The sequence below is a fragment of the Agromyces solani genome (assembly GCF_058349925.1).
In genome coordinates, this window is sequence record NZ_JBYRER010000001.1 from 1,384,296 (window position 1) to 1,404,938 (window position 20,643).

Sequence of the window (20,643 nt, forward strand, 5' to 3'; positions counted from 1 at the left end):
CTCCAGGCGATCGGTTCAACCTTTCTACACATTCAGGAGAATCGTGGCTGTCAAGATCCGTCTCAAGCGTCTCGGCAAGATCCGTGCGCCGTACTACCGCATCGTCGTCGCCGACTCGCGCACCAAGCGCGACGGTCGTGTGATCGAGGAGATCGGCAAGTACCACCCCACCGAGCAGCCCTCGTTCATCGAGGTCGACTCCGACCGTGCGCAGTACTGGCTCGGCGTCGGCGCGCAGCCGACCGAGCAGGTGCTCGCCATCCTCAAGCTCACGGGCGACTGGGGCAAGTTCAAGGGCGACGCGAACGCCGTCTCGACCGTCCAGACGAAGGACGCCAAGGCCGAGTTCGTCGCCGACGAGAAGAAGAAGCCGGTGCTGAAGCCCAAGGCTGAGAAGCCGGCCCCCAAGGCCGAGGAGCCCGCCGAGGCCGAGGCCGAGGCTGCGGAGACCGCGACGGACGAGGCGTAAGGCCTTGCTCCAGTCCGCGCTCGAACACCTCGTCAAGGGGATCGTCGATCACCCTGACGACGTGAAGGTCGTCTCCGCGTCGAGCGCACGCGGCGAGGTCCTCGAGGTTCACGTGAACCCCGAGGACCTCGGCCGTGTCATCGGCCGGGCCGGCCGCACCGCCAAGGCCCTCCGCACGCTCGTCACGGCGCTCGCCGACGGCCGCCGCGTGCGGGTCGACGTCGTCGACACCGACGACTGACGTGGCCGACGCACCGAAGACGCAGCTCCGGGTCGGCCGCCTCACCAAGGCGCACGGCCTGAAGGGCGCGATCAAGCTCGAGCTGTACACCGACGACCCCGAGCGCCGCTTCGTGCCCGGGGCCGAGTTCTCCCTGCAGGTGCCGAAGGAGTCGCCCTGGCACGGCAAGCACCTCGTACTGCGCGAGCTGCGCTGGTACAACGGGCACCCGGTCGGCTTCTTCGAGGGCGTCGACGACCGCACCGCGGCCGAGACGCTCATCAAGGCCATCCTCTGGGTCGAGCACAGCGACGATGAAGCGGGCGAGCCCGACGCCTGGTACGACCACCAGCTCGTGGGCCTCGCGGTCGTGCGCGACGGCGTTCGCGTCGGCGAGGTCGTCCAGGTCGACCACCTTCCCGCGCAGGACCTGCTCATCGTCAAGACGGCGACCGGCGAGGTCATGGTGCCGTTCGTCTCGGCGATCGTGCCCGAGGTCGACCTCGAGGCTGGCACGCTCACCGTCACCCCGCCGGCCGGGCTCTTCGAGGAGATCCCCGAGGTCGAGCAGGCGGATGCCGCTGCCGAGGCGTCGGCTCTCGCCGATGCCGAGCTGACCGGCGACGAGCCCGCTGCGGGCGACGAGTCCCGCAGCTAGGAGCCGGCCGATGCGCGTCGACATCGTCACGATCTTCCCCGAGTTCTTCTCGGTGCTCGACCTGTCGCTGCTCGGCAAGGCGCGCGAATCGGGCCTGCTCGAGATCACCGCGCACGACCTGCGCGACCACACGCACGACCGGCACCGCACCGTCGACGACACGCCGTACGGCGGCGGTGCGGGCATGGTCATGAAGCCCGAGCCGTGGGGCGAGGCGCTCGACGCCATCGTCGGCGAGGGCGAGTCCGAGGCGCTCCTCGTCGTGCCGTCGCCGGCGGGCGAGCCGTTCACCCAGCAGCTCGCGCGCGAGCTCGCGGCGGAGCCGCACCTCGTGTTCGCCTGCGGCCGTTACGAGGGCATCGACCAGCGCGTCGTCGACCACTACGCGACCCGCATGCGCGTGCGCCTCATCTCGCTCGGCGACTACGTGCTCAACGGCGGCGAGGTCGCCGTGATGGCGATGATCGAGGCGGCCGGCCGGCTCGTGCCCGGCGTCGTCGGCAACCCCGAGTCGCTCGTCGAGGAGTCGCACGAGAACGGACTGCTCGAATACCCGAGCTACACCAAGCCCGCCGAATGGCGCGGGCTCGAGGTGCCGCCCGTGCTGCGCTCCGGCAACCACGGCGCCGTCGCGGCCTGGCGCCACGAGCAGCAGGTCGAGCGCACCCGGCGGGTGCGGCCCGAGCTGCTGGGTGAGGCCGGCGCGCAGCGCGACGCCGACGCGTGAGCCGTTCTTCACACGCCCGAAATCCACGCATCTCGAACGCGTAACACCCGGTTCGTACCGTCGAACCGGCGGACTCAGGGACCACCGCCGGGAGGCGCGGGGTCGAGCATGATCGTCACGAGTGCGGGGCGGCCGAAGCCGCCGGATTCGGTGCGCCGGCTCCGTCTGGTCGCCGTGACGCACGGCGAACCGACGTCGGCGAACCGCGAGGCGATCATCAGGCTGGTCGACGCGGTCGCCTCCGCGCGACCGAGGCTCGACGTCTCGATCGGGTTCGTCGACGCCCGCGCCGGCGGGCTGGCCGACCTCCTCGCCGACCGCGACGAGGACTCGGTGATCGTGCCGCTCGTGCTCTCGGCGGGCTTCCACGTGCGGACCGGCCTCCAGGTCGGTCTCGACCGGTCCGGCTCGGAGGTGGGGCTCGCCGCCGAGCTCGGCCCGGACGACCGCATCGTCGAGGTGCTCGCACGGCGGCTCGATCGTGCCGGGCTCGAGGATGACGACGTCGTGGTGCTCGCCGCGGCCGGGTCGAACGATCCGAGGGCGGTTCGGGAGTGCTTCGAGACCGCCCGCCTGCTGGGCGTGCGGCTCGGACGGCCGGTGACGGTCGGGTTCATCGCGGCGGCGCTGCCGCGGTTGCCCGATGCGATCGAGATGATCCGCGAGGTCCATCGCGGCCGGCGCGTCGTGGTCGGGCCGTACCTGCTCGCGCCCGGGAGGTTCTTCGACGCCGCCTCCGGATCCGGCGCGGACGCCGTGGCCGCGCCGTTGCTCCTCCCCGACGAGACGGCACCGCCCGAGCTCGTCGAGCTCGTGCTCGCCCGTTTCGACGCGACGACCGCCGAGCCCGGGGCCTGAAGCTCCCGGAGCGCCCGGCGAGGCTCCCGCGGTGACGACGGGCAGGGCGGAGCGGTGTCCCGCCGCCCGGCCGGTGCGGCGTCGGGCGTCAGCCGGCCCGGCTCGCGGCCTCGTCGGCGGCCTCGTGCACGCCGGCGATGAGCTCGACGATCCTTCCGCGGCAGCCGCCGCAGCCCGTGCCGGCCCGGGTGTCGCGCCCCACCGCTTCGACCGTGCGGTTGCCGCAGGCCGCCGACTCGACGATCCGTCGACCGGTGACCCCGTTGCACCAGCAGACCGTGGCATCGGGGGCGAGCGCGCCCGATGCGGTGCCCGGGTCGTCGTCCGGCCCGTCGAGGCGGAGCAGCAGCGAGCGGTCGGCGGGCAGTTCCGCGCGACGCTCGAACAGGAGCGTGAGCTCGGCTGCTGTGCGAGGCATCCCGACGCTCGCGAAGGCCGAGAGCACCCCGCCCTCGGTGACCATCTTGACGTAGCGGCCGTGTTCGGGATCCGCCCACTGCGCAACGCGCCGGTCGGGTCGGGCGGGGTCGTCGTCCCACGGGTCGGCCGATACGTCGCCGACGGCGACGACGTCGAGATGTTCGGCCTTCAGCATGACGATCGGCTCGCGCTCGGGTGCGAGGACCTCGCGCTCGGGGCGAGTCGTCGCCCCGACCGATTCGGCCGCGGCCGCTTCCTCGACGACGGCCCGGTCGCCGCCACGCACCGCCGCGACGAGGCGCTCCGCGAGCCAGGCCGCCTGGCGCCAGCCGGGACCGATGAGACCCGACGGTGCGCCCGGGACGACGGCGTCCTCGCCGTGCAGGTCGCGGTCGGCCACCTGGGCGCAGTCTCCGATCGCGTAGATCGCGGGATCGTTCCACGACTGAAGGGACGGGTGCACGAGGACGCCGACCGCTGTGCGGAGGCCCGCGAGGGTCGCGAGCTCGTTCCGCGGGCTGACGCCGCACGAGAGCACGAGCAGGTCGCCGGGCAGCTCCTTGCCGTCGGCGGTGATGAGCCGGTCGAACCGGCGGGCGTCGTCCTCGCCGCGGAAGCCGACCGCCTCCGCACGGGAATTCGGGACGACGGCGACGCCGCTGCGCCGGAGCGCGGCGCGCGTGACGAGGCCGGCCGCGCGGTCGAGGTTTCGCGGCATCGGGTGCGGGCCGTGGTGCACGACGCAGACCTCGGCACCGGCATGCCGTGCGGCGAGGGCGAGTTCGAGCCCCAGCACGCCCGCGCCGAGGACGATGATGCGCTCGCGCCCGGTGACCGCGGTGAGCACGCGTTCGGCGTCGTCGAGGTCGCGGAGGGTCGTGACCCCCGCGGGCAGCGCGTCGTCGTGGCCGACCAGGGCGGCGTCCCGTTCGAGTGATCGGAGGTCGCGTCGGTGCCGCTCGACGCCGTCGAGCGTCGGGACGTTGGCCCGTGAGCCGGTGGCGAGCACGAGGCGGTCGTACGGCACTCGCTCGCCGTCCGACAGTGCGACCGACCGTTCCTCGCGGTCGATCGCACGAGCCGTGACCCCGAGCAGCATTCGGGCCCCCGCCGCCTCGGCGGCGTCGCGATCGCCGACGAGCATCGCGTCGAGCCCCGTGGCGCCGACGGCGTACTCGGCGACGAGCACCCGGTTGTACGCCTCGACGGCCTCGCCGCCGACGACCGTGAGCTGGATGAGGCCGTCGGCGACCGCTGGCAGCAGCTCCTCGACGAAGCGGGCGCCGACGGGGCCGTAGCCGATGAGGACGATGCGATGCGGCTGGGTCATGCGGCGGCTCCCTCTCCGGCACGGCGGTCGGGCCGCGGGGCGGATGCGTCGACCGCGGTCGACGCGACGGTCGATGCGGCAGCGCCCGTCCGGCGCACCCGCACGTGGCCGGTCTTGAACTCGGGCATGGCCGAGATCGGATCGACCGCATCCGACGTGAGCAGGTTCGCGGCCCGGTCGCCACCGAAGTGGAACGGCAGGAAGACGCACTCGACGCGGACGTCGGTCGTCAGGGCGACCGGGCAGTCGAGGCGTCCGCGTTCGTTCTCGATCGTCACGATCTCCCCGTCGGCGATGCCGAGGCGCTCGGCGGTGGCGGGATGCAACGAGGCCACGAGCTCGGGCTGGGCCGCGAGCAGTTCGGTCACGCGGCGCGTCTGCGCCCCGCTCTGGTAGTGCTCCAGCAGGCGGCCGGTGATGAGGGTGAGCTCGTCGGGCTCCGGCACCGGGCGTGCGGTCGGGCGCGGTGCGACCGCGACGAGCCGGGCGAGCCCGTCGGGGTGCGCGAACCGCTCGGCGAACAGTCGCGGCGTCGACGTCCCGCCGCGCGGGTACGGCCAATATGCGGGCTCGCCGCGGTCGAGGCGGGCGTACTCGATGCCCGAGTAGTCGGCGAGGCCGCCCTCGGACGCGAGCCGGAGCTCCTCGAAGACCAGGGCCGGGTCCGTGTCGAACCGCGCGCGGCTGCCGAGTCGGCGGGCGAGCTCGGCGAGCACGGCGAGCTCGTCGCGGGCGCCCTCGGGCGGCTCGACGGCGCGCCGGCGACGCAGCACGCGCCCCTCGAGCGAGGTCATCGTGCCTTCTTCCTCGGCCCACTGCAGCACGGGCAGGACGACGTCGGCCATCGCAGCGGTCTCCGACGGCACGAAGTCGCAGACGACGAGGAGGTCGAGCGCGGCGAGCCCGGCGCGCACCGAGGCGGCGTTCGGCGACGAGACAGCGAGGTTCGAGCCGTGTACGAGCAGCGCGCGGAGACCGCCGGGGCGGCCGAGCGACTGCAGGAGCTCGACGGCGGGAACCCCTGGGCCGGGTAGGTCGTCGGCGTCGATGCCCCACACCCCGGCGACGTGGGCGCGTGCGGCGGGATCGGTGATGCGGCGGTAGCCCGGAAGCTGGTCGCACTTCTGCCCGTGCTCGCGACCCCCCTGGCCGTTGCCCTGGCCCGTGAGGGTGCCGTAGCCGCTGCCGGGTCGGCCGGGCAGCCCGAGCAGCAGTGCGAGGTTGATCGCGGCGGTCGCCGTGTCGGTGCCGTCGACGTGCTGCTCGACGCCGCGTCCCGTCAGGATGAACGTGCGACCGCCGGCGGCCAGGCGCCGGGCCACGTCGCGCAGGGTGGCGGCCGGCACACCCGTCACCGACTGCACTCGGGCGGGCCACCAGTTCGCCACGCTCCGGCGGACGGCGTCGAAGCCGATCGTGCGGCGTTCGAGGTACCGCGCGTCGGCCAGTCCCTCGGCGATGACGACGTGCGCGAGCCCGAGCAGCAGGGCGAGATCGGTGCCCGGCGCGGGCTGCAGGTGCATGCCGCGACCCTCGTCGGTCAGCCGGGCGGTGGCCGTGCGGCGCGGATCGACGACGACGAGCCCGCCGGCCGCCTGGGCGCCCGCGAGGTGCCCGATGAACGGCGGCATCGTCGCAGCGACGTTCGAGCCGAGCACCAGCACGGTCTCGGCGCCGTCGAGGTCCTCGACGGGGAACGGCAGCCCGCGATCGACGCCGAACGCCCGGTTGGCGGCCGCGGCCGCCGAAGACATGCAGTAGCGCCCGTTGTAGTCGATGCGGCTCGTGCCGAGGGCGACCCGCGCGAACTTGCCGAGCAGGTAGGCCTTCTCGTTCGTGAGCCCGCCGCCGCCGAAGACACCGACGGCGTCGGCGCCGTACCGGTCGCGGATGCCTCGCAGCCGGGTCGCGACGAGATCGAGGGCCTCCTCCCAGCTCGCCTCGTGCAGGTCGCCGTCGGCGCCGCGCACGAGCGGTGCCAGCAGTCGTGCGGGCGAGTGCAGCAGTTCCGCCGACGTCCAGCCCTTCTTGCACAGGCCGCCCCGATTCGTCGGGAAGTCGCGCGCGGCGACCGTGATCGGTGCGGTCGGCCCCGTCGCCGCGAGCGGAGTCGCCGGCGAGGCATCCGTCTCGGCCAGGCTCATGGCGCACTGAAGTGCGCAGTAGGGGCAGTGCGTGTCGGTGGCGGTGCGCGTCATGCGGGCTCCGATCAGACCCGGTGCGAGCACAGCGGCCGCACGTAGACGATGGCGGTGAGGACGAGGAGCCCGGCGTAGCAGGCGACGAAGCCGAGGAAGGCCGTCGCATAGCCGCCCGTCGTCTGGAACGAGAGGTTCAGCGCCTGCGGGATGAGGAATCCGCCGTAGGCGCCGATCGCCGAGATGAGCCCGAGGGCGGCCGCGGCCTTGCGGCGTCGGGCCGCGTCGTCGCCCGAGGCGCGGAGCGCGAAGACGACCGGCACCATCCGGTAGGTCGCGCCGTTGCCGATTCCGGTCGCGGCGAAGAGCAGCAGGAAGAGCCCGAGGAACGGCCAGAATCCCGCGGCCGGGACGGCCGCGACGACGACGAGGGTGATCGCGCTCATCGCCGCGAACGCGCACATCGTGATGCGGGCGCCGCCGAACCGGTCGGCGAGCCGCCCGCCGTATGGGCGGGCGAGCGAGCCGACGAGCGCCCCCAGGAAGGCGAGCGAGACCGATGTGCCGCCGACTGCGAAGGTCGAGAACGCCGGGAACTGGTCGGCGATGAGCTTCGGGAACACGCTCGCGAACCCGATGAACGAGCCGAACGTGCCGATGTAGAGCAGCGAGAGCAGCCAGAGGTGCGGCTCCCTGAGGGCCGCGGCGGAGCTCGCGAGGTCGGCCTTCGCACCGACGAGGTTGTCCATCCGGCGCCACGCCCCGATCATCGCGACGACGATGAACGGCACCCAGATGAGGCCGGCGAGCGGCAGGTTCAGGCTCGCACCGGCGCCGATCGCGATGACGACGGGCACGATGAACTGGGCGACCGCTGCGCCGAGGTTGCCGCCCGCGGCGTTGAGTCCGAGGGCCCAACCCTTCTCGCGCTGCGGATAGAAGTACGTGATGTTCGCCATCGAGCTCGCGAAGTTGCCGCCCCCGAATCCGGCGAGCGCGGCTGCCCCGAGGAGCACGGGGAACGGCGTCGCCGGGTTCGCGACGCACACCGCGAGGGCGACCGCCGGCAGGAGCAGGAGCGCCGCCGACACGATCGTCCAGTTGCGCCCGCCGAACCTCGGGACGAGGAAGGAGTACGGGATGCGCAGTGTCGCGCCGACCAGGCTGGGGATCGAGATCAGCCAGAACACCTCGCCCGTCGAGAGGTCGAAGCCCGCATCCGGGAGTTGGACCGCGACGATCGACCAGAGCTGCCAGACGACGAACCCGAGGAACTCGGCGAAGATCGACCAGCGCAGGTTGCGGCGCGCGATCGCCCGGCCCTGCGAGGCCCACTGCTCCGCGTCCTCGGGGTTCCAGCCGTCGATCCACCGGCCCGGCAGGGCGACGAGTGCGGACGACGGCGCGGGTGCGGGTGCGCCGAAGCGCGGTCGGGTGCTCACGGTTTCGGTCATCGGGGCCTCCGTTGCGGTTGCGGTCGGGGTTCGTGACGTCGACGCTAATGAGCGGGTGTTTCGGCCGGTCGCTGCGGTCGTGAACGCCGCGTCTCGACCTGCTCACCCGTGCGGTGCGGCCGTGTGAGGGCGGTCAGACGTCGATGCGGTAGCCCCGCTTGACGACGGTCGTGATGAGCCCGGGCACGCCGATCGTGCGGCGCAGGCGACTGAGCGCGACCTCGAGCGCGTGCGGGTCGGTCGTGCCGGGCAGCCCCGAGGCGAGCCGGTCGCGCGCCACGACCGCGCCGTGGGCGAGGACGAGCGCGCGCAGGAGCGCGAGCGCGACGGGAGCGAGCGGTACCCGGCGGTCGTGGATGTCGAGCACCGACCCGCGGAGCGCGAGCGGTCCGTGCCGGGTGTCGAGGCGGATGACGCGCGACTGCTCGAGGTGCTCGCAGACGAGGCGGATGAGCGCGCCCATCCGGTAGCGTTCCGGCTGGATCGGCGTGATCCCGGCGTCTTCGAGCGGGGCCGCCGTCACCGGGCCGACGGCCGCGGCGACGACGGGGCCGCACATCGCGTCGACGAGTTCGTCGTACCGCCCGCGCGCCTCCGCGGCACCGAAGAGCGCGTGAACGGCGGGCGCGCTCGTGAAGGTGATGCAGTCGAGGCCGCCCGAGCAGGCCGCATCGATGAGCCGGTCGACTCGGTCGTCGTCGGCGTCGGTCTCCACCCACCGGTACGGCTCGACCGTGAGCACGTGGGCGTGCGCCTCGTGCAGCCGCTCGAGCTGGAAGGGTTGCAGGAAGCCGTGCAGCTGCACCGCGACGGTGAGCCCAGGCGGATAGCGCTCGAGCACCTCGTCGACGAGCGACTCGGTCGTCTCCTCGGCGCTCATGCCGACGTCGCCGAGACCGGCCGCGCGGATGCCGCCGCGCGCCTTCGGCCCGCGCACGAGGATGTCGGTGGCGGAGAGCGCCTCGACGAGCTCCTCACCGAGCCCTGCGGCGTCGGCCACCTCGAACCAGCGCCGCACCCCGTACGCGGTCGTCGCGAGCAGCACGTCCGGGCGGGCGGCGATGATCGCCCGGGTGTCGGCGATCACCGGATCGTCGGAGACCGCGTTCGCCATGCGCAGGGTCGGTGCGTGGAGCACCTGCGCGCCGCGGCGTGCGAGGGCGTCGATCAGGTCGCCCGCGCGGCGATCGCTCGTCACGCCGATCCGGAATCCGGCGAGCTGGTCGGGCCGGAAGCCCGGCGCGCAGTCCGAGGCGTCCGTCATGCGACCACCGACCAGCGTGCCGCGCGGTCCATGAGCTCGGCGGCGCTCGCGTCGCCGTCGTGGGCGAGGCGCACCACCTCGCCGACGACCACGACGGCGGGCGACGCGACACCGGCACGGGCCGCGGTCGACACGAGGTCGCCGAGGGTGCCGAGCGTCGTGCGCTGCGTCGGGGTGCAGCCGCGTTCGACGATGGCGACGGGATGCCTCGCCGGAAGCCCGTGCCGGGCCAGGCCCGCCGCCAGCGACGGCAGCGTGCCGATGCCCATGAGCACGACGATGGTGCCGCCGAGCCCGGCGAGGTGGCGAAGTTCGTCGTCCGTGAGCGGCGCGTGGCCCGAGACGACGGTGAACGCGTGGCTCACCCCGCGGTGCGTGAGCGGGATGCCCGCCGACGCGGGCACCGAGATCGCGCTCGTGACGCCGGGCACGACCTCGACGGGGATGCCGGCGGCGTGGCACGCCAGCACCTCCTCGCCGCCGCGACCGAGCACGTACGGGTCGCCGCCCTTCAGGCGGACGACGTGCGCACCGGATGCGGCGTGCTCGACGAGCATCGCCTCGATCTCGTGCTGCGGCACGGCGTGGTGGCCCGGGCGCTTGCCGACGTCGATGAGTCGCGCCCGGGGGGCGAGGCCGGAGAGCTCGTCGTGCGGGGCGAGCCGGTCGTAGAGCACGACGTCGGCGTCGGCGAGCGCCCTCGTGGCGCGAACGGTGAGCAGGTCGATCGCGCCCGGACCGCCGCCGACGATCGTCACCCGGCCGGTCATCGTGCGCCCTCCCGCACGGGGATCCGAGATCCCGCGACGAGCACGGCCCGCCCGTCGGCGCGCTCCTCGGGCGTCGCCGGCCGGAACTGGTCCCGTTCGGCCACGCGTGCGATCGACGGGTCGGGCGTGCCCGGCGCGTTGACGAACGAGCGGAACCGCCGGAGCCGCTCGGGGTCGGCGAGGGTCGCCGCCCACTCGTCCTCGTAGTGATCGACGTGGGCCGCGACCGCCGCCTCGAGCTCGGCCGCGAGGCCGAGCGAGTCGTCGACGACGACCTCGCGCACGTGGTCGATCCCGCCCTCGAGGTCCTCCATCCAGCGCGCGGTGCGCTGCAGTCGATCGGCGGTGCGGATGTAGTACATGAGGTACCGGTCGATGTACCGGATGAGCGTCTCGTCGTCGAGATCGCTCGCGAGCAGCTGCGCGTGCGCCGGCTGGAACCCGCCGTTGCCGCCGACGTAGAGGTTCCAGCCCGCGTCGGTCGCGATGACGCCGACGTCCTTGCCCCGGGCCTCGGCGCACTCGCGGGCGCAGCCCGAGACGCCGAACTTGAGCTTGTGCGGGGAGCGCAGGCCCCGGTAGCGCAGCTCGAGGCGCACGGCCATCGCGACCGAGTCCTGCACGCCGTACCGGCACCACGTCGAACCGACGCAGCTCTTGACGTTGCGCAGCGCCTTGCCGTACGCCTGCCCCGACTCGAAGCCGGCGTCGACGAGGCGGCGCCAGATGTCGGGCAGCTGGTCGAGGCGCGCCCCGAACAGGTCGATGCGCTGGCCGCCCGTGATCTTCGTGTAGAGGCCGAACTCCATCGCGACCTCGGCGATGACGGCGAGCTTCTCGGGGGTGACCTCCCCGGCAGGGATGCGCGGCACCACCGAGTAGGTGCCGTCCTTCTGCATGTTCGCCATCGCGCGGTCGTTCGTGTCCTGGAGGCCGCCGCGCCCGCCGTCGAGGATGTACGACCCGTGCTGGGTGGCGAGGATCGAGGCGACGACGGGCTTGCAGACGTCGCAGCCGCGCCCGGCGCCGAGCCGTTCGACGATCTCGTCGAACGACGTGAGTCCGAGCACGCGGATCGACTCGAACAGCTCCTGCCGGCTCAGCTCGAAGTGCTCGCACAGTGCGCGCGACGGGGTCACGCCCGCCTTCACGAGCTCCGACTCGAGCAGCTTCTTCACGAGCGGCACGCACGAGCCGCACTGGGTGCCGGCCCGCGTGCAGGCCTTGAGCTCGCCGAGCTCGGCGCAGCCGGGCCCGTGGCCGTCGCCCGCGATCGCGTCGCGGATCGTGCCCGCGGTGACGTTGTTGCACGCGCAGACGAGTGCGCCGGCCGGCAGCTCGTCGCCCGCGGGCGGTTCGACGCCGGCCGCCGACAGGTAGGCCGCGGGCTCGGACGAGAGCTCCGTGCCGAGCAGCGGCCGGAGCGAGGAGTACGGGGCCGCGTCGCCGACGAAGACACCGCCGAGCAGGGTCTTGGCGTCGTCGGTCATGACGAGCTTCTGATAGAGCCCGCGTGCCGGGTCGGCGTAGACGATCTCGAGCGAGTGCGCCGTCCGTGCGAGTGCATCGCCGAAGCTCGCGACGTCGACGCCCGAGAGCTTGAGCTTCGTCGCGTCGTCGACGGTCGTGAACTCGGCGGTCCCCCCGAGCAGCCGGTCGGCGACGACCTCGGCCATCGCGTTCGCCGGGGCGACGAGCCCGGTGCAGCGGCCCTCGAAGCTCGCCACCTCGCCGATGGCCCAGACGTTCGGCAGGGATGCCGCGCACGAGGTGTCGACGGCGACGCCGCCGCGCGGACCGAGCTCGAGGCCGAGGTCGCGGGCGAGCTCGTCGCGCGGGGTGATGCCGATCGCGAAGACGACGACGTCGCAGTCGATGCGCCTGCCGTTCGCGAGTTCGACGCCGACGACGGCGCCGTCGTCGACGACGACGCTCGACGGCCGTGTGCCGAGATGCAGGCCGATGCCCTGGCCCGCGATGATCCTCCCGAGCGCGCGCCCCGCGCCCTCGTCGAGCTGGGCCGACATGAGCCAGCCGCCCGAGTGCACGACCGCCGCGTGCGCGCCGAGCGCGGCGAGCCCGCCCGCCGCCTCGAGGCCGAGCAGCCCGCCGCCGGCGACGACGACCCGCGCGGGACGCCCGCGCTCCCGGGCGATCGTCGCGGTCTCGGCGACGAGTGCGTCGACGTCGTCGATCGTGCGGTAGACGCGGGCGTGCTCGGCGCCCGGAAGATCCGGCACCGGCGCACTCGAACCGGTCGCGAGCACGAGCTCGTCCCACGGCAGCACCCGTCCGGCCGCGGTCGTCGCCGTGCGCGCGGCGGGGTCGACGGCGACGACGCGGTCGTCGACGACGAGCTCGATCCTTGCGTCGCCCCACAGGGTCGACGGCTCCAGGGTGAGGTCGGCCGAGGCATCCGCGAGTCGCGTGCTCAGGGCGACGCGGTCGTACGGCGCGTGGCGCTCCTCGCCGACGACGGTGACGCGGAGCGACCCGTCCGCGTCGCGGGCGTGCAGGCTGTCGGCGAGGCGGTGCGCCGCAGGCCCGCCGCCGACGATCACGACGTCGCGCACGCTGGCGCGGCTGTTCTCGGTCATGCTGCCTCCCCGGGCTCGATTGAGGCGAGCGTAGGAAGGGGCCGTTTCGGCGTTGTTACGGCGCGGTAACCAGCCGGCACGCCCGTCGCACGACGGCGACGGGCCGATGTGAGGTGCGATTCACGATCGCGAAACACGGAGGGGCGGGGCGGCGAAACAGCCCGCGACTACGGTCGACGCACAGCAGCCGGCGCGTCGCATCCGTGCCGTCCGGTGCGCACGTCGCGCCGACCGCCGACGAGAGGAGCCCGCGATGTCCATCGCCATCGAACCGACGACCGCCTGGCTGGCGACCTGCGAGGTCGACGACCTCGAACCCGGCTGGGGCGAGGTCGCCCTGCACGGATCCCACCAGATCGCGCTGGTCCGGCTCGACGAGCGCGAGGTGTACGCCGTCGACCACCACGATCCGCACACGGGCGCTCCCGTGATGGCGCGCGGCATCGTCGGCTCGCGCGGCGACCGCCCGACGATCGCCTCGCCCCTGCACAAGGAGGTCTACGACCTCGGAACGGGGGAGTGCTTCACCGACGGCTCGCTCGCGCTGGGCACGTACCGCACCCGCATCGTCGGCGGCATGATCGAGGTCGAGCTCGAGGTCTGAGCCCGACGCCGCTCGAACAGCTCAGTCGCGGGCGGTGAGCACGATCGGGTCGCCCTCGGTGACCGCGATCGTGTGCTCGGAGTGCGCACCGCGCGAGCCGTCGGTGCTGCGCAGCGTCCAGCCGTCGGGGTCGGTGAAGATCTCGTCCGTCGTCTCGAGCCACCACGGTTCGATCGCGATCACGAGGCCGGGCTTCAGCGGGAGGCCGCGACCGGGTCGACCGCTGTTCGGCACGTGGGGGTCGCCGTGCATCGTGCGACCCACGCCGTGCCCGCCGAAGTCGGTGTTGACGCGGTAGCCCGAGGCCTTCGCCACGTCGCCGATCGCCCGGGAGATGTCGCCGATGCGATTGCCGGGGCGGGCGGCGGCGATGCCGGCGGCGAGTGCCCGCTCGGTCGTCTCGATGAGCCGGAGGTCTGCGTCGCGCGGCGTACCGACGACGATCGAGCGGGCCGAGTCGGCGACCCAGCCGTTCACCGATGCGGCGAAGTCGAGGCTCAGCAGGTCGCCGTCGCGGAGCTTGTAGTCGCGGGGGAGACCGTGCAGCACCGCGTCGTTGACCGACGTGCAGATGACCTTGCCGAACGGGCTCGCTCCGAACGACGGGTGGTAGTCGATGTAGCAGCTCTCCGCGCCGGCCTTGCGGATCATCTCGTGCGCGAGCGCGTCGAGCTCGAGCAGGTTGACGCCGACGGCCGCGGCCTTCGACGTCGCCTCGATGACGCTCGCGACGAAACGGCCGGCGGGCCGCATCTCCTCGATCTCGGCGGGGGTCCTCAGTTCGATCACGCTCATCCTCTCCGAGTCCATTCTGTCGGCTCCGCCCTGAGTGAACACCCGGCGCGCTCGCAGCCGGGCGGGATTAGCCTTGGCACATGCTCATCCGGCGCCTCTTCTACCGCTGGCAGTTCATCGCGATCATCGCGCTGCCGGTGTGGCTGCTCGTGGGGTGGGCGATCTTCGGCTCGGGCGGATGGGGCACGCTCGGCCTCGTCATCACGGTGCCGATCGCGTTCCTCACGCTCGGGGTCGTCGCGCTCCTCGTGAACGCACGGCCGACCGTGCGCCGCGAGCGTGCCGTCTCGTGGACGGATGTCGCCGTGCTCGGCGCCTGGCACGCCGCCATCATCGGCACGGGGTTCTACACCGCCGTCGGCGGCGTGTTCGGGCTCCTCGCCGTGATCGGTGCGATCGCGGCATTCTGGATCGTCCTGTGGGAGCTCGTTCGCGACGGTGCGAAGCGCATGAATGCGTCGATGGCGGAGTTCGAGCGGCTCGCGGCCGAGCAGCGCGGGGGTGCGACCGGCGGGGATGCCTCGGGGCGGCGCCCGCCGTTCGACGACGGCGAAGGCGACGTCATCATCATCCACGAGGTCCGCGACTGATCGCGGTCCCGGCGTCTCCGAGGCATCCGTCTCGCCGCTTTGGCTGTCGGGCCGTCGGCATGGCACAATAGAGGATTGTGCCGCTGCAGGAGTGATCCTGCCGACGACTCTGCCTCCGGGGAGCATGCGACGCACGGTCACCGTGCGAGGCGGCACCAGACACTTTCCCATCAAGATCCGCGTTCGACCGGTGGCGGGCGCAGAGAGCGAATCATCATGCACATCCTCGACCATGTCGACGCGGCGAGCCTGCGGTCGGACATCCCCGACTTCCGCGCGGGCGACACCGTCAAGGTCCACGTGAACATCATCGAAGGCACGCGCTCGCGCATCCAGGTCTTCCAGGGCGTCGTCATCGGCCGCTCGGGCGAGGGCGTCCGCGAGACCTTCACGGTCCGCAAGGTCAGCTTCCAGGTCGGCGTCGAGCGCAAGTTCCCGGTGCACTCGCCGGTCATCGACCACATCGAGGTCGTGACCCGCGGTGACGTGCGTCGCGCGAAGCTCTACTACCTGCGCAAGCTCCGCGGCAAGAAGGCGAAGATCAAGGAGAAGCGCGACGCCTGATCCGGCACGCGCGAATCGCGGCCGGCCGCGAACTTCCGACCGAGCTCCCCACCATAGACTGGTGGGGAGCTCGGGCGGTTAAATGACAGAAGAAGACACCACCACGCGCGCAGATCGCGCGGGTACGGCATCGGCACGCAGGCAGCGCAGCGTCCTCCTCTTCCTGAGGGACCTGCTCGTCATCTTCGTGGTGGCGGTGCTGGTTTCGTTCCTCATCAAGACGTTCCTCATCCGATCGTTCTTCATCCCATCGCAGTCGATGGAGGAGACGCTCGTGAAGGACGACCGCATCATCGTGAACCAGCTGGTGCCCGAGGTCACGCCGATCGCCCGCGGCGACGTCGTCGTGTTCAAGGATCCCGGCGGCTGGTTGCCGGCCAGGCCCGAGGTGCAGCAGCCGCCGCTCGTGGCGGCCGTCGACTGGTTCATGGCGTTCGTCGGGTTGAGCGCGCCCGATTCGAACGACCATCTCGTGAAGCGCGTCATCGGGCTGCCGGGCGACCACGTCGAGTGCTGCAACGCGCTCGGCCAGATGAGCGTCAACGGCGTGCCGCTCGACGAGTCCCCGTACGTCTACCTGCCTCCCGGCGACACGAAGGTCTCCGCCGTGGACTTCGACGAGACGGTGCCCGAGGGCTCCCTCTGGGTGATGGGCGACAACCGCTACAACTCGAAGGACTCGCGCTACAACGCGGATACGCCGCTCGAGGGATTCGTGCCGATCGAGAACGTCGTCGGTCGCGCGTTCGTCGTGAGCTGGCCGATCTCGCACTGGTCATGGCTCGACAACTACCCGCAGGTGTTCGAGGGCGTCGACGAAGGCGGCGGCTGATGCCGAAGCAGGCCATCCCGAACCTCAAGCTCGAACGCGAGCTGTTCGACGAGGGCGCGCCATTCGTGCTCGCGTGCGACGAGGTCGGGCGCGGCGCACTCGCCGGGCCGGTCACGGTCGGGCTGGTCGTCATCGATCCGACGGTCCGGCGCATGCCGACCGGACTGCGCGACTCGAAGCTCATGACCGAGCCGCGGCGCGAGGCGATGGCGCCGCGAGCCGCAGCCTGGGTCATGGCGTCGGCGGTGGGCGAGGCGACGGCGAACGAGATCGACGCGCTCGGCATCATGGCCTGCCTGGGCCTCGCCGGCGCCCGCGCGCTCGCGGCGCTGCCGGCGGACCTCGCGCTCGCGACGCGTGGCGCTCCGCTCATCCTCGACGGCAACCACGACTGGCTGAGCCCCGCGATCGAGTACCGGGCGCGGGTGCGCACCCGCATCAAGGCCGACCGCGACTGCGCCTCGGTCGCGGCGGCTTCGGTCATCGCGAAGGTGCACCGCGACGGCGGCATGCGGCTGGCCCACGCCGCGACCCCGCTGTACGCGTGGGACGAGAACAAGGGGTACTCGAGCCGTGCCCACTTCGCCGCGATCGGCGAGCACGGGCCGAGCGAGCTGCACCGTCGCACGTGGCTGCACGAGCGGGAGCCCGAGGCGCCGGCGCTCTTCGACCTCGGCGTAGGATGATTCGCGATGGATGAAGACGAGTTCGAAGACTACGACCGCGAGGTCGAACTGGCCCTGTACCGCGAGTACCGCGACATCGTCTCGCAGTTCAAGTACGTGGTCGAGACCGAGCGACGGTTCTACCTCGCGAACGAGGTCGAACTCGTTCGCCGCGACACCGAGCACGACTTCTACTTCGAGCTCACGATGAAGGACGTCTGGGTATGGGACGTCTATCGCGCCGACCGCTTCGTGAAGAGCGTTCGGGTGCTCACCTTCAAGGACGTCAACGTCGAGGAGCTCGCGACCCGCGAATTCGAGCTGCCGAAGGAGCTCGCACTCGACGAGTGACTCGAGCGGCGGGCGAAGCCGCCTCCGCGCGCGGGCACCCGCACGGCCGGACGGGCTGGTCATCGGCGCAGTACGCGGCGGGTCCAGAGTCCTCCGGCGTCGCGTCGGGCGTGACCCTCGACCTCGAGTTCGGCGAGCGTCGCCATGACGTGCCCGGGCGCCATGCCGCTTCGGCGCGCGAGGTCGTCGACGCCGCGGGCGGCCCGCGTGCTGAGCGCGTCGAGCACGCGCAGCCCGTCGTGGGTCGGTTCGGCTGCTGCCGCCGTCATCGAGCGGCGACCGCCCGGGGTTCCGGTCTCGCCGATGGTCGCACCGATGCCCGAGGCGAGTTCCGCCATCTGGGCCGCATCGACGACGCACGTCGCGTCCCGTTCGCGGAACAGCCGATGGCAGCCCGCCGAGGCCGGACTCGTGACCGGGCCGGGCACGGCCCCGAGCGGCCGCCCGAGCTCGCTCGCGTGCGCCGCGGTGTTGAGCGAGCCCGACCGGAGTCCGGCTTCGAGCACGACGGTCGCGTCGCCCGTCGCGGCGATCAAGCGGTTGCGCTGCAGGAAGCGCCATTTCGACGGCGACGTGCCGCACGCGACCTCGGAGTAGACGGCACCGGTCTCGGCGATGCGCGAGAGCAGGGCCTCGTGCCCGCTGGGGTAATAGCGGTCGATGCCCCCGGCCAGGAACGCGACCGTCGTGCCGTCGCTCGCGAGGGCAGCCCGGTGCGCCGTGCCGTCGATGCCGTACGCGCCGCCCGATACGATCGTGAACCCGCGGTCGACGAGCCCGGCCGACGCCTCCGCAGTGACGTGCTGGCCGTACCCGGTCGCCGCCCTGGCTCCGACGAGCGAGATCGTCGCGGGCGACTCGACGAGGGCGCCCGGACGACCCCGCACCCACAGCGAGAGCGGTGCCGCGGCGCCGAGGTCGTCGACGCGCCAGGGCCAATCCGGGTCGCCGGGCACGAGCAGCCGGGCGCCGACCCTCGCCGCCTGCTCGAGCGAGCGGGCGAACGCCTCGTCGTCGAGGCGGGGCCGCCACCGTCCCAGCGCCTGTGCGGCGGACTGGACGGTCGCGGCTTCGCCGTCTCGCCGCAGCACCTCGACGAGGGCCGATGCCGGAGCGCCGTCCGCGACGAGTGCGGCGACGGTGTGCGCGCCGGTCGCGGACACTGCCCTGCCCAGCACCGCGTCGCCGGGTTCGGACAGGAACCCGAGGAGCGCCCTCGCTTCGGCGTCGCCGCGGCGCTCGTCACGATCGCCGGGACACGCACGGACGGCATCGAAGACGGTCGGGTCCACGTAGGTGAAACGGATGGCGGTCATGCTTCGACTCCCGTCTTGAAGAAACTGGCACGCCCGACGTGCTCGGCCTCGGGACGTCCGGCGCCGGCGAGGTCGGCAAGGGTCCATGCGACCTTGAGGATGCGGTCGTAGCCGCGCATCGTGATGACGCCGAGCTCGAGCATGCGATCGATGCCCTTCGTCGCCCGCCCGCCGGGATGCAGCCGCCCGGCACCGCGCAACCAGGGGCCGGGCACCTGCGCGTTGGTGCGCCACGGTGTTCCGTGCAGCCGCTCGGTCGCCGCCAGCCGCGCCTCGGTGACGCGACGCCGTGCCTCGGCCGTCGAGACCGTGGGCCCGTCGCCGCCCATGCGCATCGCCGCGACCGTGATCCGCGGCACCCGCAACTGCAGGTCGATGCGGTCGAGCAGCGGTCCAGAGAGCCGCGCGAGGTATCGCCGCTGGACGATCGGCGCGCACGTGCACTCGCTCGTGCCCGCGTTGCCGCAGGGGCACGGATTCGAGGCGAGCACGAGTTGGAAGCGCGCAGGGAACGTGGCCACGGCGTTCGCTCGGTGGATCGAGATCGTGCCCGATTCGATGGGCTGGCGGAGCACGTCGAGCACCGCTCGCGGGAACTCGGGCGCCTCGTCGAGGAAGAGCACGCCGTGGGTCGCCCGGGCGGCGGCCCCGGGGCGGATCAGACGGCTGCCGCCGCCGACGATCGCGGCTGCGGTCGCGGTGTGGTGCGGCGCCTCGAACGGCGGACGGAACGAGAGCGACCCGTTCGGGCGGAGGCCGGCGAGCGAACGGATCGAGGCCACTTCGAGCGCGGCGTCGGCGTCGAGATCGGGGAGCAGGCCGGGAAGCCGGGCCGCGAGCATGGTCTTGCCCGCGCCGGGTGGGCCGAGGAGGGAGATGTGGTGGCCGCCGGCCGCGGCCACGAGCATCGCGTCGACGGCGTCGGTGTTGCCGGCGACGTCGGCGAGGTCGCCGGGCGGCTCGGCCGCGATCTCGTCGGCGGCCGGGGCGAGCACGGGTTCGATGTCGCGCGGCTCGTACGCGGCGCCGTGCCAGATCGCCGCCTCCAAGAGCGAGGCGACGCCGACGACGCGCACCCCGGGCACAAGCGCCGCCTCGGCGGCGTTCCCGCTCGGCACCATGACGAGATCGTGCCCCGCCCGCGCCGCTGCGAGCACCGCCGGGAGGATGCCGTCGATCGGGCGGAGGCGCCCGTCGAGTCCGAGCTCGCCGAGGTGCACGACGCGGTCGATCGACGCGGCCGGCACTTCGCCGGCCGCGCCGAGGCACGCGAGCGCGATCGCCAGGTCGAACCCCGACCCGTGCTTGGGCAGCGCCGCGGGGGAGAGGTTCACCGTGAGTCGGCGCGTCGGCAGCGGGCACCCGGCGTTGCTGGCGGCGGAGCGGACGCGGTCGCGCGCCTCGCCGAGCGCCGCGTCGGGCAGTCCGATGATGACCACGGCCGGGAGCTGGGACGAGAGGTCGGCCTCGACTTCGATGATCGAGCCGGTGAGCCCGAGCAGCGCGACCGAGCGGGTGCGGGCGACCGACATCAGGCGACCCCCTCGAGGTGCTCGACGAGCACGGCGCCCGAGGGCGGTGCGAGGACCGAGACCGCATCGATCCGGATCAGGTCGGCGTGCGAGCCCGTCTCGTCGCACCAGGCGGCCGCGAGCCGCCGCAACCGCGCGAGCTTGCGCGGCGTGATCGACTCGAACGGGTGGCCGAAGCCCTCGCCCGAGCGGGTCTTCACCTCGACGAACACGAGGGTCGCGCCGGCTCTCGCGACGAGATCGAGCTCGCCCAACGCGCAGCGCCAGTTCCGATCGACGACCGTCATGCCCGCCGCCTCCAGGTGCTCGGCGGCGAGCCGTTCGCCGCGCCGCCCCAGTTCCGTGTTGTGGCTCATCGGCACCACCTCCGCAGCCCAGCGTCGACCGTCGGAACGCGCCCATGGCCCCGTGCAGGCCGTGGGACCGACGAACGGCGCGCCTCGGCGGCTGTCGAGGAGGGGTCGCGGAACCTGTCGAGGAGGAGTCGTC

Annotated in this window: 21 protein-coding genes; 11 read left to right on the forward strand and 10 right to left on the reverse strand. The window is 72.8% G+C overall.

Features of this window, described 5'->3' with window-relative positions:
• Positions 1-43 precede the first annotated feature (43 nt).
• The 5 genes from rpsP to AC3RJ7_RS06355 all read left to right on the forward strand — a co-directional run bounded on the left by rpsP (position 44) and on the right by AC3RJ7_RS06355 (position 2,932).
• Positions 44-469, forward strand: coding sequence for a 30S ribosomal protein S16 (gene rpsP / locus AC3RJ7_RS06335; RefSeq protein WP_491427238.1), 426 nt, complete (start codon positions 44-46; stop codon positions 467-469).
• Between the two features lie 4 nt (positions 470-473).
• Positions 474-710 (forward strand): RNA-binding protein, encoded by a 237-nt coding sequence (locus tag AC3RJ7_RS06340; protein WP_056651189.1) that lies wholly within the window; start codon positions 474-476, stop codon positions 708-710.
• 1 nt (position 711) lies between these two features.
• Positions 712-1,347, forward strand: a complete 636-nt coding sequence (gene rimM / locus AC3RJ7_RS06345) for a ribosome maturation factor RimM (RefSeq protein ID WP_491454958.1) — start codon at positions 712-714, stop codon at positions 1,345-1,347.
• A gap of 10 nt (positions 1,348-1,357) precedes the next feature.
• Positions 1,358-2,074 carry a tRNA (guanosine(37)-N1)-methyltransferase TrmD gene (trmD, locus tag AC3RJ7_RS06350; protein ID WP_491454959.1) on the forward strand — a complete coding sequence of 239 codons (717 nt, stop codon included), beginning with the start codon at positions 1,358-1,360 and terminating at the stop codon, positions 2,072-2,074.
• Positions 2,075-2,182: 108 nt separating this feature from the next.
• Positions 2,183-2,932 carry a sirohydrochlorin chelatase gene (locus tag AC3RJ7_RS06355; RefSeq protein ID WP_491454960.1) on the forward strand — a complete coding sequence of 250 codons (750 nt, stop codon included), beginning with the start codon at positions 2,183-2,185 and terminating at the stop codon, positions 2,930-2,932.
• Positions 2,933-3,020: 88 nt separating this feature from the next.
• Here the strand turns inward: AC3RJ7_RS06355 and AC3RJ7_RS06360 are convergent, their stop codons facing one another.
• The 6 genes from AC3RJ7_RS06360 to nirB form a co-directional block, all read right to left on the reverse strand.
• On the reverse strand, positions 3,021-4,682 hold the full coding sequence (locus AC3RJ7_RS06360; RefSeq protein ID WP_491454961.1) for an NAD(P)/FAD-dependent oxidoreductase: 1,662 nt from the start codon (positions 4,680-4,682) through the stop codon (positions 3,021-3,023).
• Positions 4,679-6,880, reverse strand: a complete 2,202-nt coding sequence (locus AC3RJ7_RS06365; protein ID WP_491454962.1) for a molybdopterin oxidoreductase family protein — start codon at positions 6,878-6,880, stop codon at positions 4,679-4,681. Before AC3RJ7_RS06365 ends, AC3RJ7_RS06360 begins: the two co-directional genes overlap by 4 nt.
• 11 nt (positions 6,881-6,891) lie before the next feature.
• A complete protein-coding gene (locus tag AC3RJ7_RS06370; RefSeq protein ID WP_491454963.1) occupies positions 6,892-8,274 on the reverse strand; it encodes an MFS transporter in 1,383 nt (460 codons plus the stop codon).
• Positions 8,275-8,407: 133 nt separating this feature from the next.
• Positions 8,408-9,538, reverse strand: a complete 1,131-nt coding sequence (locus AC3RJ7_RS06375; protein WP_491454964.1) for a uroporphyrinogen-III synthase — start codon at positions 9,536-9,538, stop codon at positions 8,408-8,410.
• Complete coding sequence (gene cobA / locus AC3RJ7_RS06380; RefSeq protein WP_491454965.1) at positions 9,535-10,308, reverse strand: uroporphyrinogen-III C-methyltransferase; 774 nt, start codon at positions 10,306-10,308, stop codon at positions 9,535-9,537. The genes AC3RJ7_RS06375 and cobA overlap by 4 nt, the downstream gene beginning before the upstream one ends.
• Positions 10,305-12,905 carry a nitrite reductase large subunit NirB gene (gene nirB / locus AC3RJ7_RS06385; protein ID WP_491454966.1) on the reverse strand — a complete coding sequence of 867 codons (2,601 nt, stop codon included), beginning with the start codon at positions 12,903-12,905 and terminating at the stop codon, positions 10,305-10,307. Before nirB ends, cobA begins: the two co-directional genes overlap by 4 nt.
• A 253-nt stretch (positions 12,906-13,158) precedes the next feature.
• Here nirB and nirD point away from each other — a divergent pair, with 253 nt between their 5' ends.
• A complete protein-coding gene (gene nirD / locus AC3RJ7_RS06390) occupies positions 13,159-13,509 on the forward strand; it encodes a nitrite reductase small subunit NirD (RefSeq protein WP_491454967.1) in 351 nt (116 codons plus the stop codon).
• 21 nt (positions 13,510-13,530) lie between these two features.
• On the opposite strand, the gene map is transcribed toward nirD, so the two are convergent.
• Positions 13,531-14,298, reverse strand: coding sequence for a type I methionyl aminopeptidase (gene map, locus AC3RJ7_RS06395; RefSeq protein ID WP_491454968.1), 768 nt, complete (start codon positions 14,296-14,298; stop codon positions 13,531-13,533).
• A gap of 86 nt (positions 14,299-14,384) precedes the next feature.
• On the opposite strand from map, the gene AC3RJ7_RS06400 reads away from it, so the two are divergent.
• The 5 genes from AC3RJ7_RS06400 (at position 14,385) to AC3RJ7_RS06420 (ending at position 17,306) form a co-directional block, all read left to right on the forward strand.
• Complete coding sequence (locus AC3RJ7_RS06400; protein ID WP_491454969.1) at positions 14,385-14,894, forward strand: hypothetical protein; 510 nt, start codon at positions 14,385-14,387, stop codon at positions 14,892-14,894.
• 216 nt (positions 14,895-15,110) lie between these two features.
• The gene (gene rplS, locus AC3RJ7_RS06405) at positions 15,111-15,458 is read left to right on the forward strand and encodes a 50S ribosomal protein L19 (RefSeq protein ID WP_244853740.1); all 348 of its coding nucleotides are present in this window, start codon (positions 15,111-15,113) and stop codon (positions 15,456-15,458) included.
• Positions 15,459-15,540: 82 nt separating this feature from the next.
• Positions 15,541-16,290, forward strand: coding sequence for a signal peptidase I (lepB, locus tag AC3RJ7_RS06410; protein WP_491454970.1), 750 nt, complete (start codon positions 15,541-15,543; stop codon positions 16,288-16,290).
• Positions 16,290-16,976, forward strand: a complete 687-nt coding sequence (rnhB, locus tag AC3RJ7_RS06415; protein WP_491454971.1) for a ribonuclease HII — start codon at positions 16,290-16,292, stop codon at positions 16,974-16,976. The genes lepB and rnhB overlap by 1 nt, the downstream gene beginning before the upstream one ends.
• Positions 16,977-16,982: 6 nt before the next feature.
• Entirely contained in the window at positions 16,983-17,306 is a 324-nt protein-coding gene (locus tag AC3RJ7_RS06420; protein ID WP_022891843.1) for a DUF2469 family protein, read from the forward strand.
• 59 nt (positions 17,307-17,365) lie between these two features.
• Here AC3RJ7_RS06420 and dprA read toward each other — a convergent pair whose 3' ends face one another.
• From dprA to AC3RJ7_RS06435, 3 genes are read right to left on the reverse strand one after another with little or no spacing between them, the layout of a single operon-like run.
• Complete coding sequence (gene dprA / locus AC3RJ7_RS06425) at positions 17,366-18,622, reverse strand: DNA-processing protein DprA (RefSeq protein ID WP_491454972.1); 1,257 nt, start codon at positions 18,620-18,622, stop codon at positions 17,366-17,368.
• Entirely contained in the window at positions 18,619-20,154 is a 1,536-nt protein-coding gene (locus tag AC3RJ7_RS06430; protein ID WP_491454973.1) for a YifB family Mg chelatase-like AAA ATPase, read from the reverse strand. The genes dprA and AC3RJ7_RS06430 overlap by 4 nt, the downstream gene beginning before the upstream one ends.
• Positions 20,154-20,510 carry a YraN family protein gene (locus AC3RJ7_RS06435; RefSeq protein WP_491454974.1) on the reverse strand — a complete coding sequence of 119 codons (357 nt, stop codon included), beginning with the start codon at positions 20,508-20,510 and terminating at the stop codon, positions 20,154-20,156. The genes AC3RJ7_RS06430 and AC3RJ7_RS06435 overlap by 1 nt, the downstream gene beginning before the upstream one ends.
• Between the last annotated feature and the right edge of the window lie 133 nt (positions 20,511-20,643).

What these genes read in the sequence shown, in the direction of transcription:
- cobA (WP_491454965.1), bottom strand. Translation starts at nt 10,308, where the DNA reads ATGACCGGCCGGGTGACGATCGTCGGCGGCGGTCCGGGCGCGATCGAC.
- rnhB (WP_491454971.1), top strand. Translation starts at nt 16,290, where the DNA reads ATGCCGAAGCAGGCCATCCCGAACCTCAAGCTCGAACGCGAGCTGTTC.
- AC3RJ7_RS06365 (WP_491454962.1), bottom strand. Translation starts at nt 6,880, where the DNA reads ATGACGCGCACCGCCACCGACACGCACTGCCCCTACTGCGCACTTCAG.
- AC3RJ7_RS06430 (WP_491454973.1), bottom strand. Translation starts at nt 20,154, where the DNA reads ATGTCGGTCGCCCGCACCCGCTCGGTCGCGCTGCTCGGGCTCACCGGC.
- trmD (WP_491454959.1), top strand. Translation starts at nt 1,358, where the DNA reads ATGCGCGTCGACATCGTCACGATCTTCCCCGAGTTCTTCTCGGTGCTC.
- AC3RJ7_RS06370 (WP_491454963.1), bottom strand. Translation starts at nt 8,274, where the DNA reads ATGACCGAAACCGTGAGCACCCGACCGCGCTTCGGCGCACCCGCACCC.
- AC3RJ7_RS06420 (WP_022891843.1), top strand. Translation starts at nt 16,983, where the DNA reads ATGGATGAAGACGAGTTCGAAGACTACGACCGCGAGGTCGAACTGGCC.
- AC3RJ7_RS06360 (WP_491454961.1), bottom strand. Translation starts at nt 4,682, where the DNA reads ATGACCCAGCCGCATCGCATCGTCCTCATCGGCTACGGCCCCGTCGGC.
- rplS (WP_244853740.1), top strand. Translation starts at nt 15,111, where the DNA reads ATGCACATCCTCGACCATGTCGACGCGGCGAGCCTGCGGTCGGACATC.
- AC3RJ7_RS06435 (WP_491454974.1), bottom strand. Translation starts at nt 20,510, where the DNA reads ATGAGCCACAACACGGAACTGGGGCGGCGCGGCGAACGGCTCGCCGCC.
- AC3RJ7_RS06400 (WP_491454969.1), top strand. Translation starts at nt 14,385, where the DNA reads ATGCTCATCCGGCGCCTCTTCTACCGCTGGCAGTTCATCGCGATCATC.
- dprA (WP_491454972.1), bottom strand. Translation starts at nt 18,622, where the DNA reads ATGACCGCCATCCGTTTCACCTACGTGGACCCGACCGTCTTCGATGCC.
- AC3RJ7_RS06375 (WP_491454964.1), bottom strand. Translation starts at nt 9,538, where the DNA reads ATGACGGACGCCTCGGACTGCGCGCCGGGCTTCCGGCCCGACCAGCTC.
- AC3RJ7_RS06355 (WP_491454960.1), top strand. Translation starts at nt 2,183, where the DNA reads ATGATCGTCACGAGTGCGGGGCGGCCGAAGCCGCCGGATTCGGTGCGC.
- nirD (WP_491454967.1), top strand. Translation starts at nt 13,159, where the DNA reads ATGTCCATCGCCATCGAACCGACGACCGCCTGGCTGGCGACCTGCGAG.
- nirB (WP_491454966.1), bottom strand. Translation starts at nt 12,905, where the DNA reads ATGACCGAGAACAGCCGCGCCAGCGTGCGCGACGTCGTGATCGTCGGC.
- lepB (WP_491454970.1), top strand. Translation starts at nt 15,541, where the DNA reads ATGACAGAAGAAGACACCACCACGCGCGCAGATCGCGCGGGTACGGCA.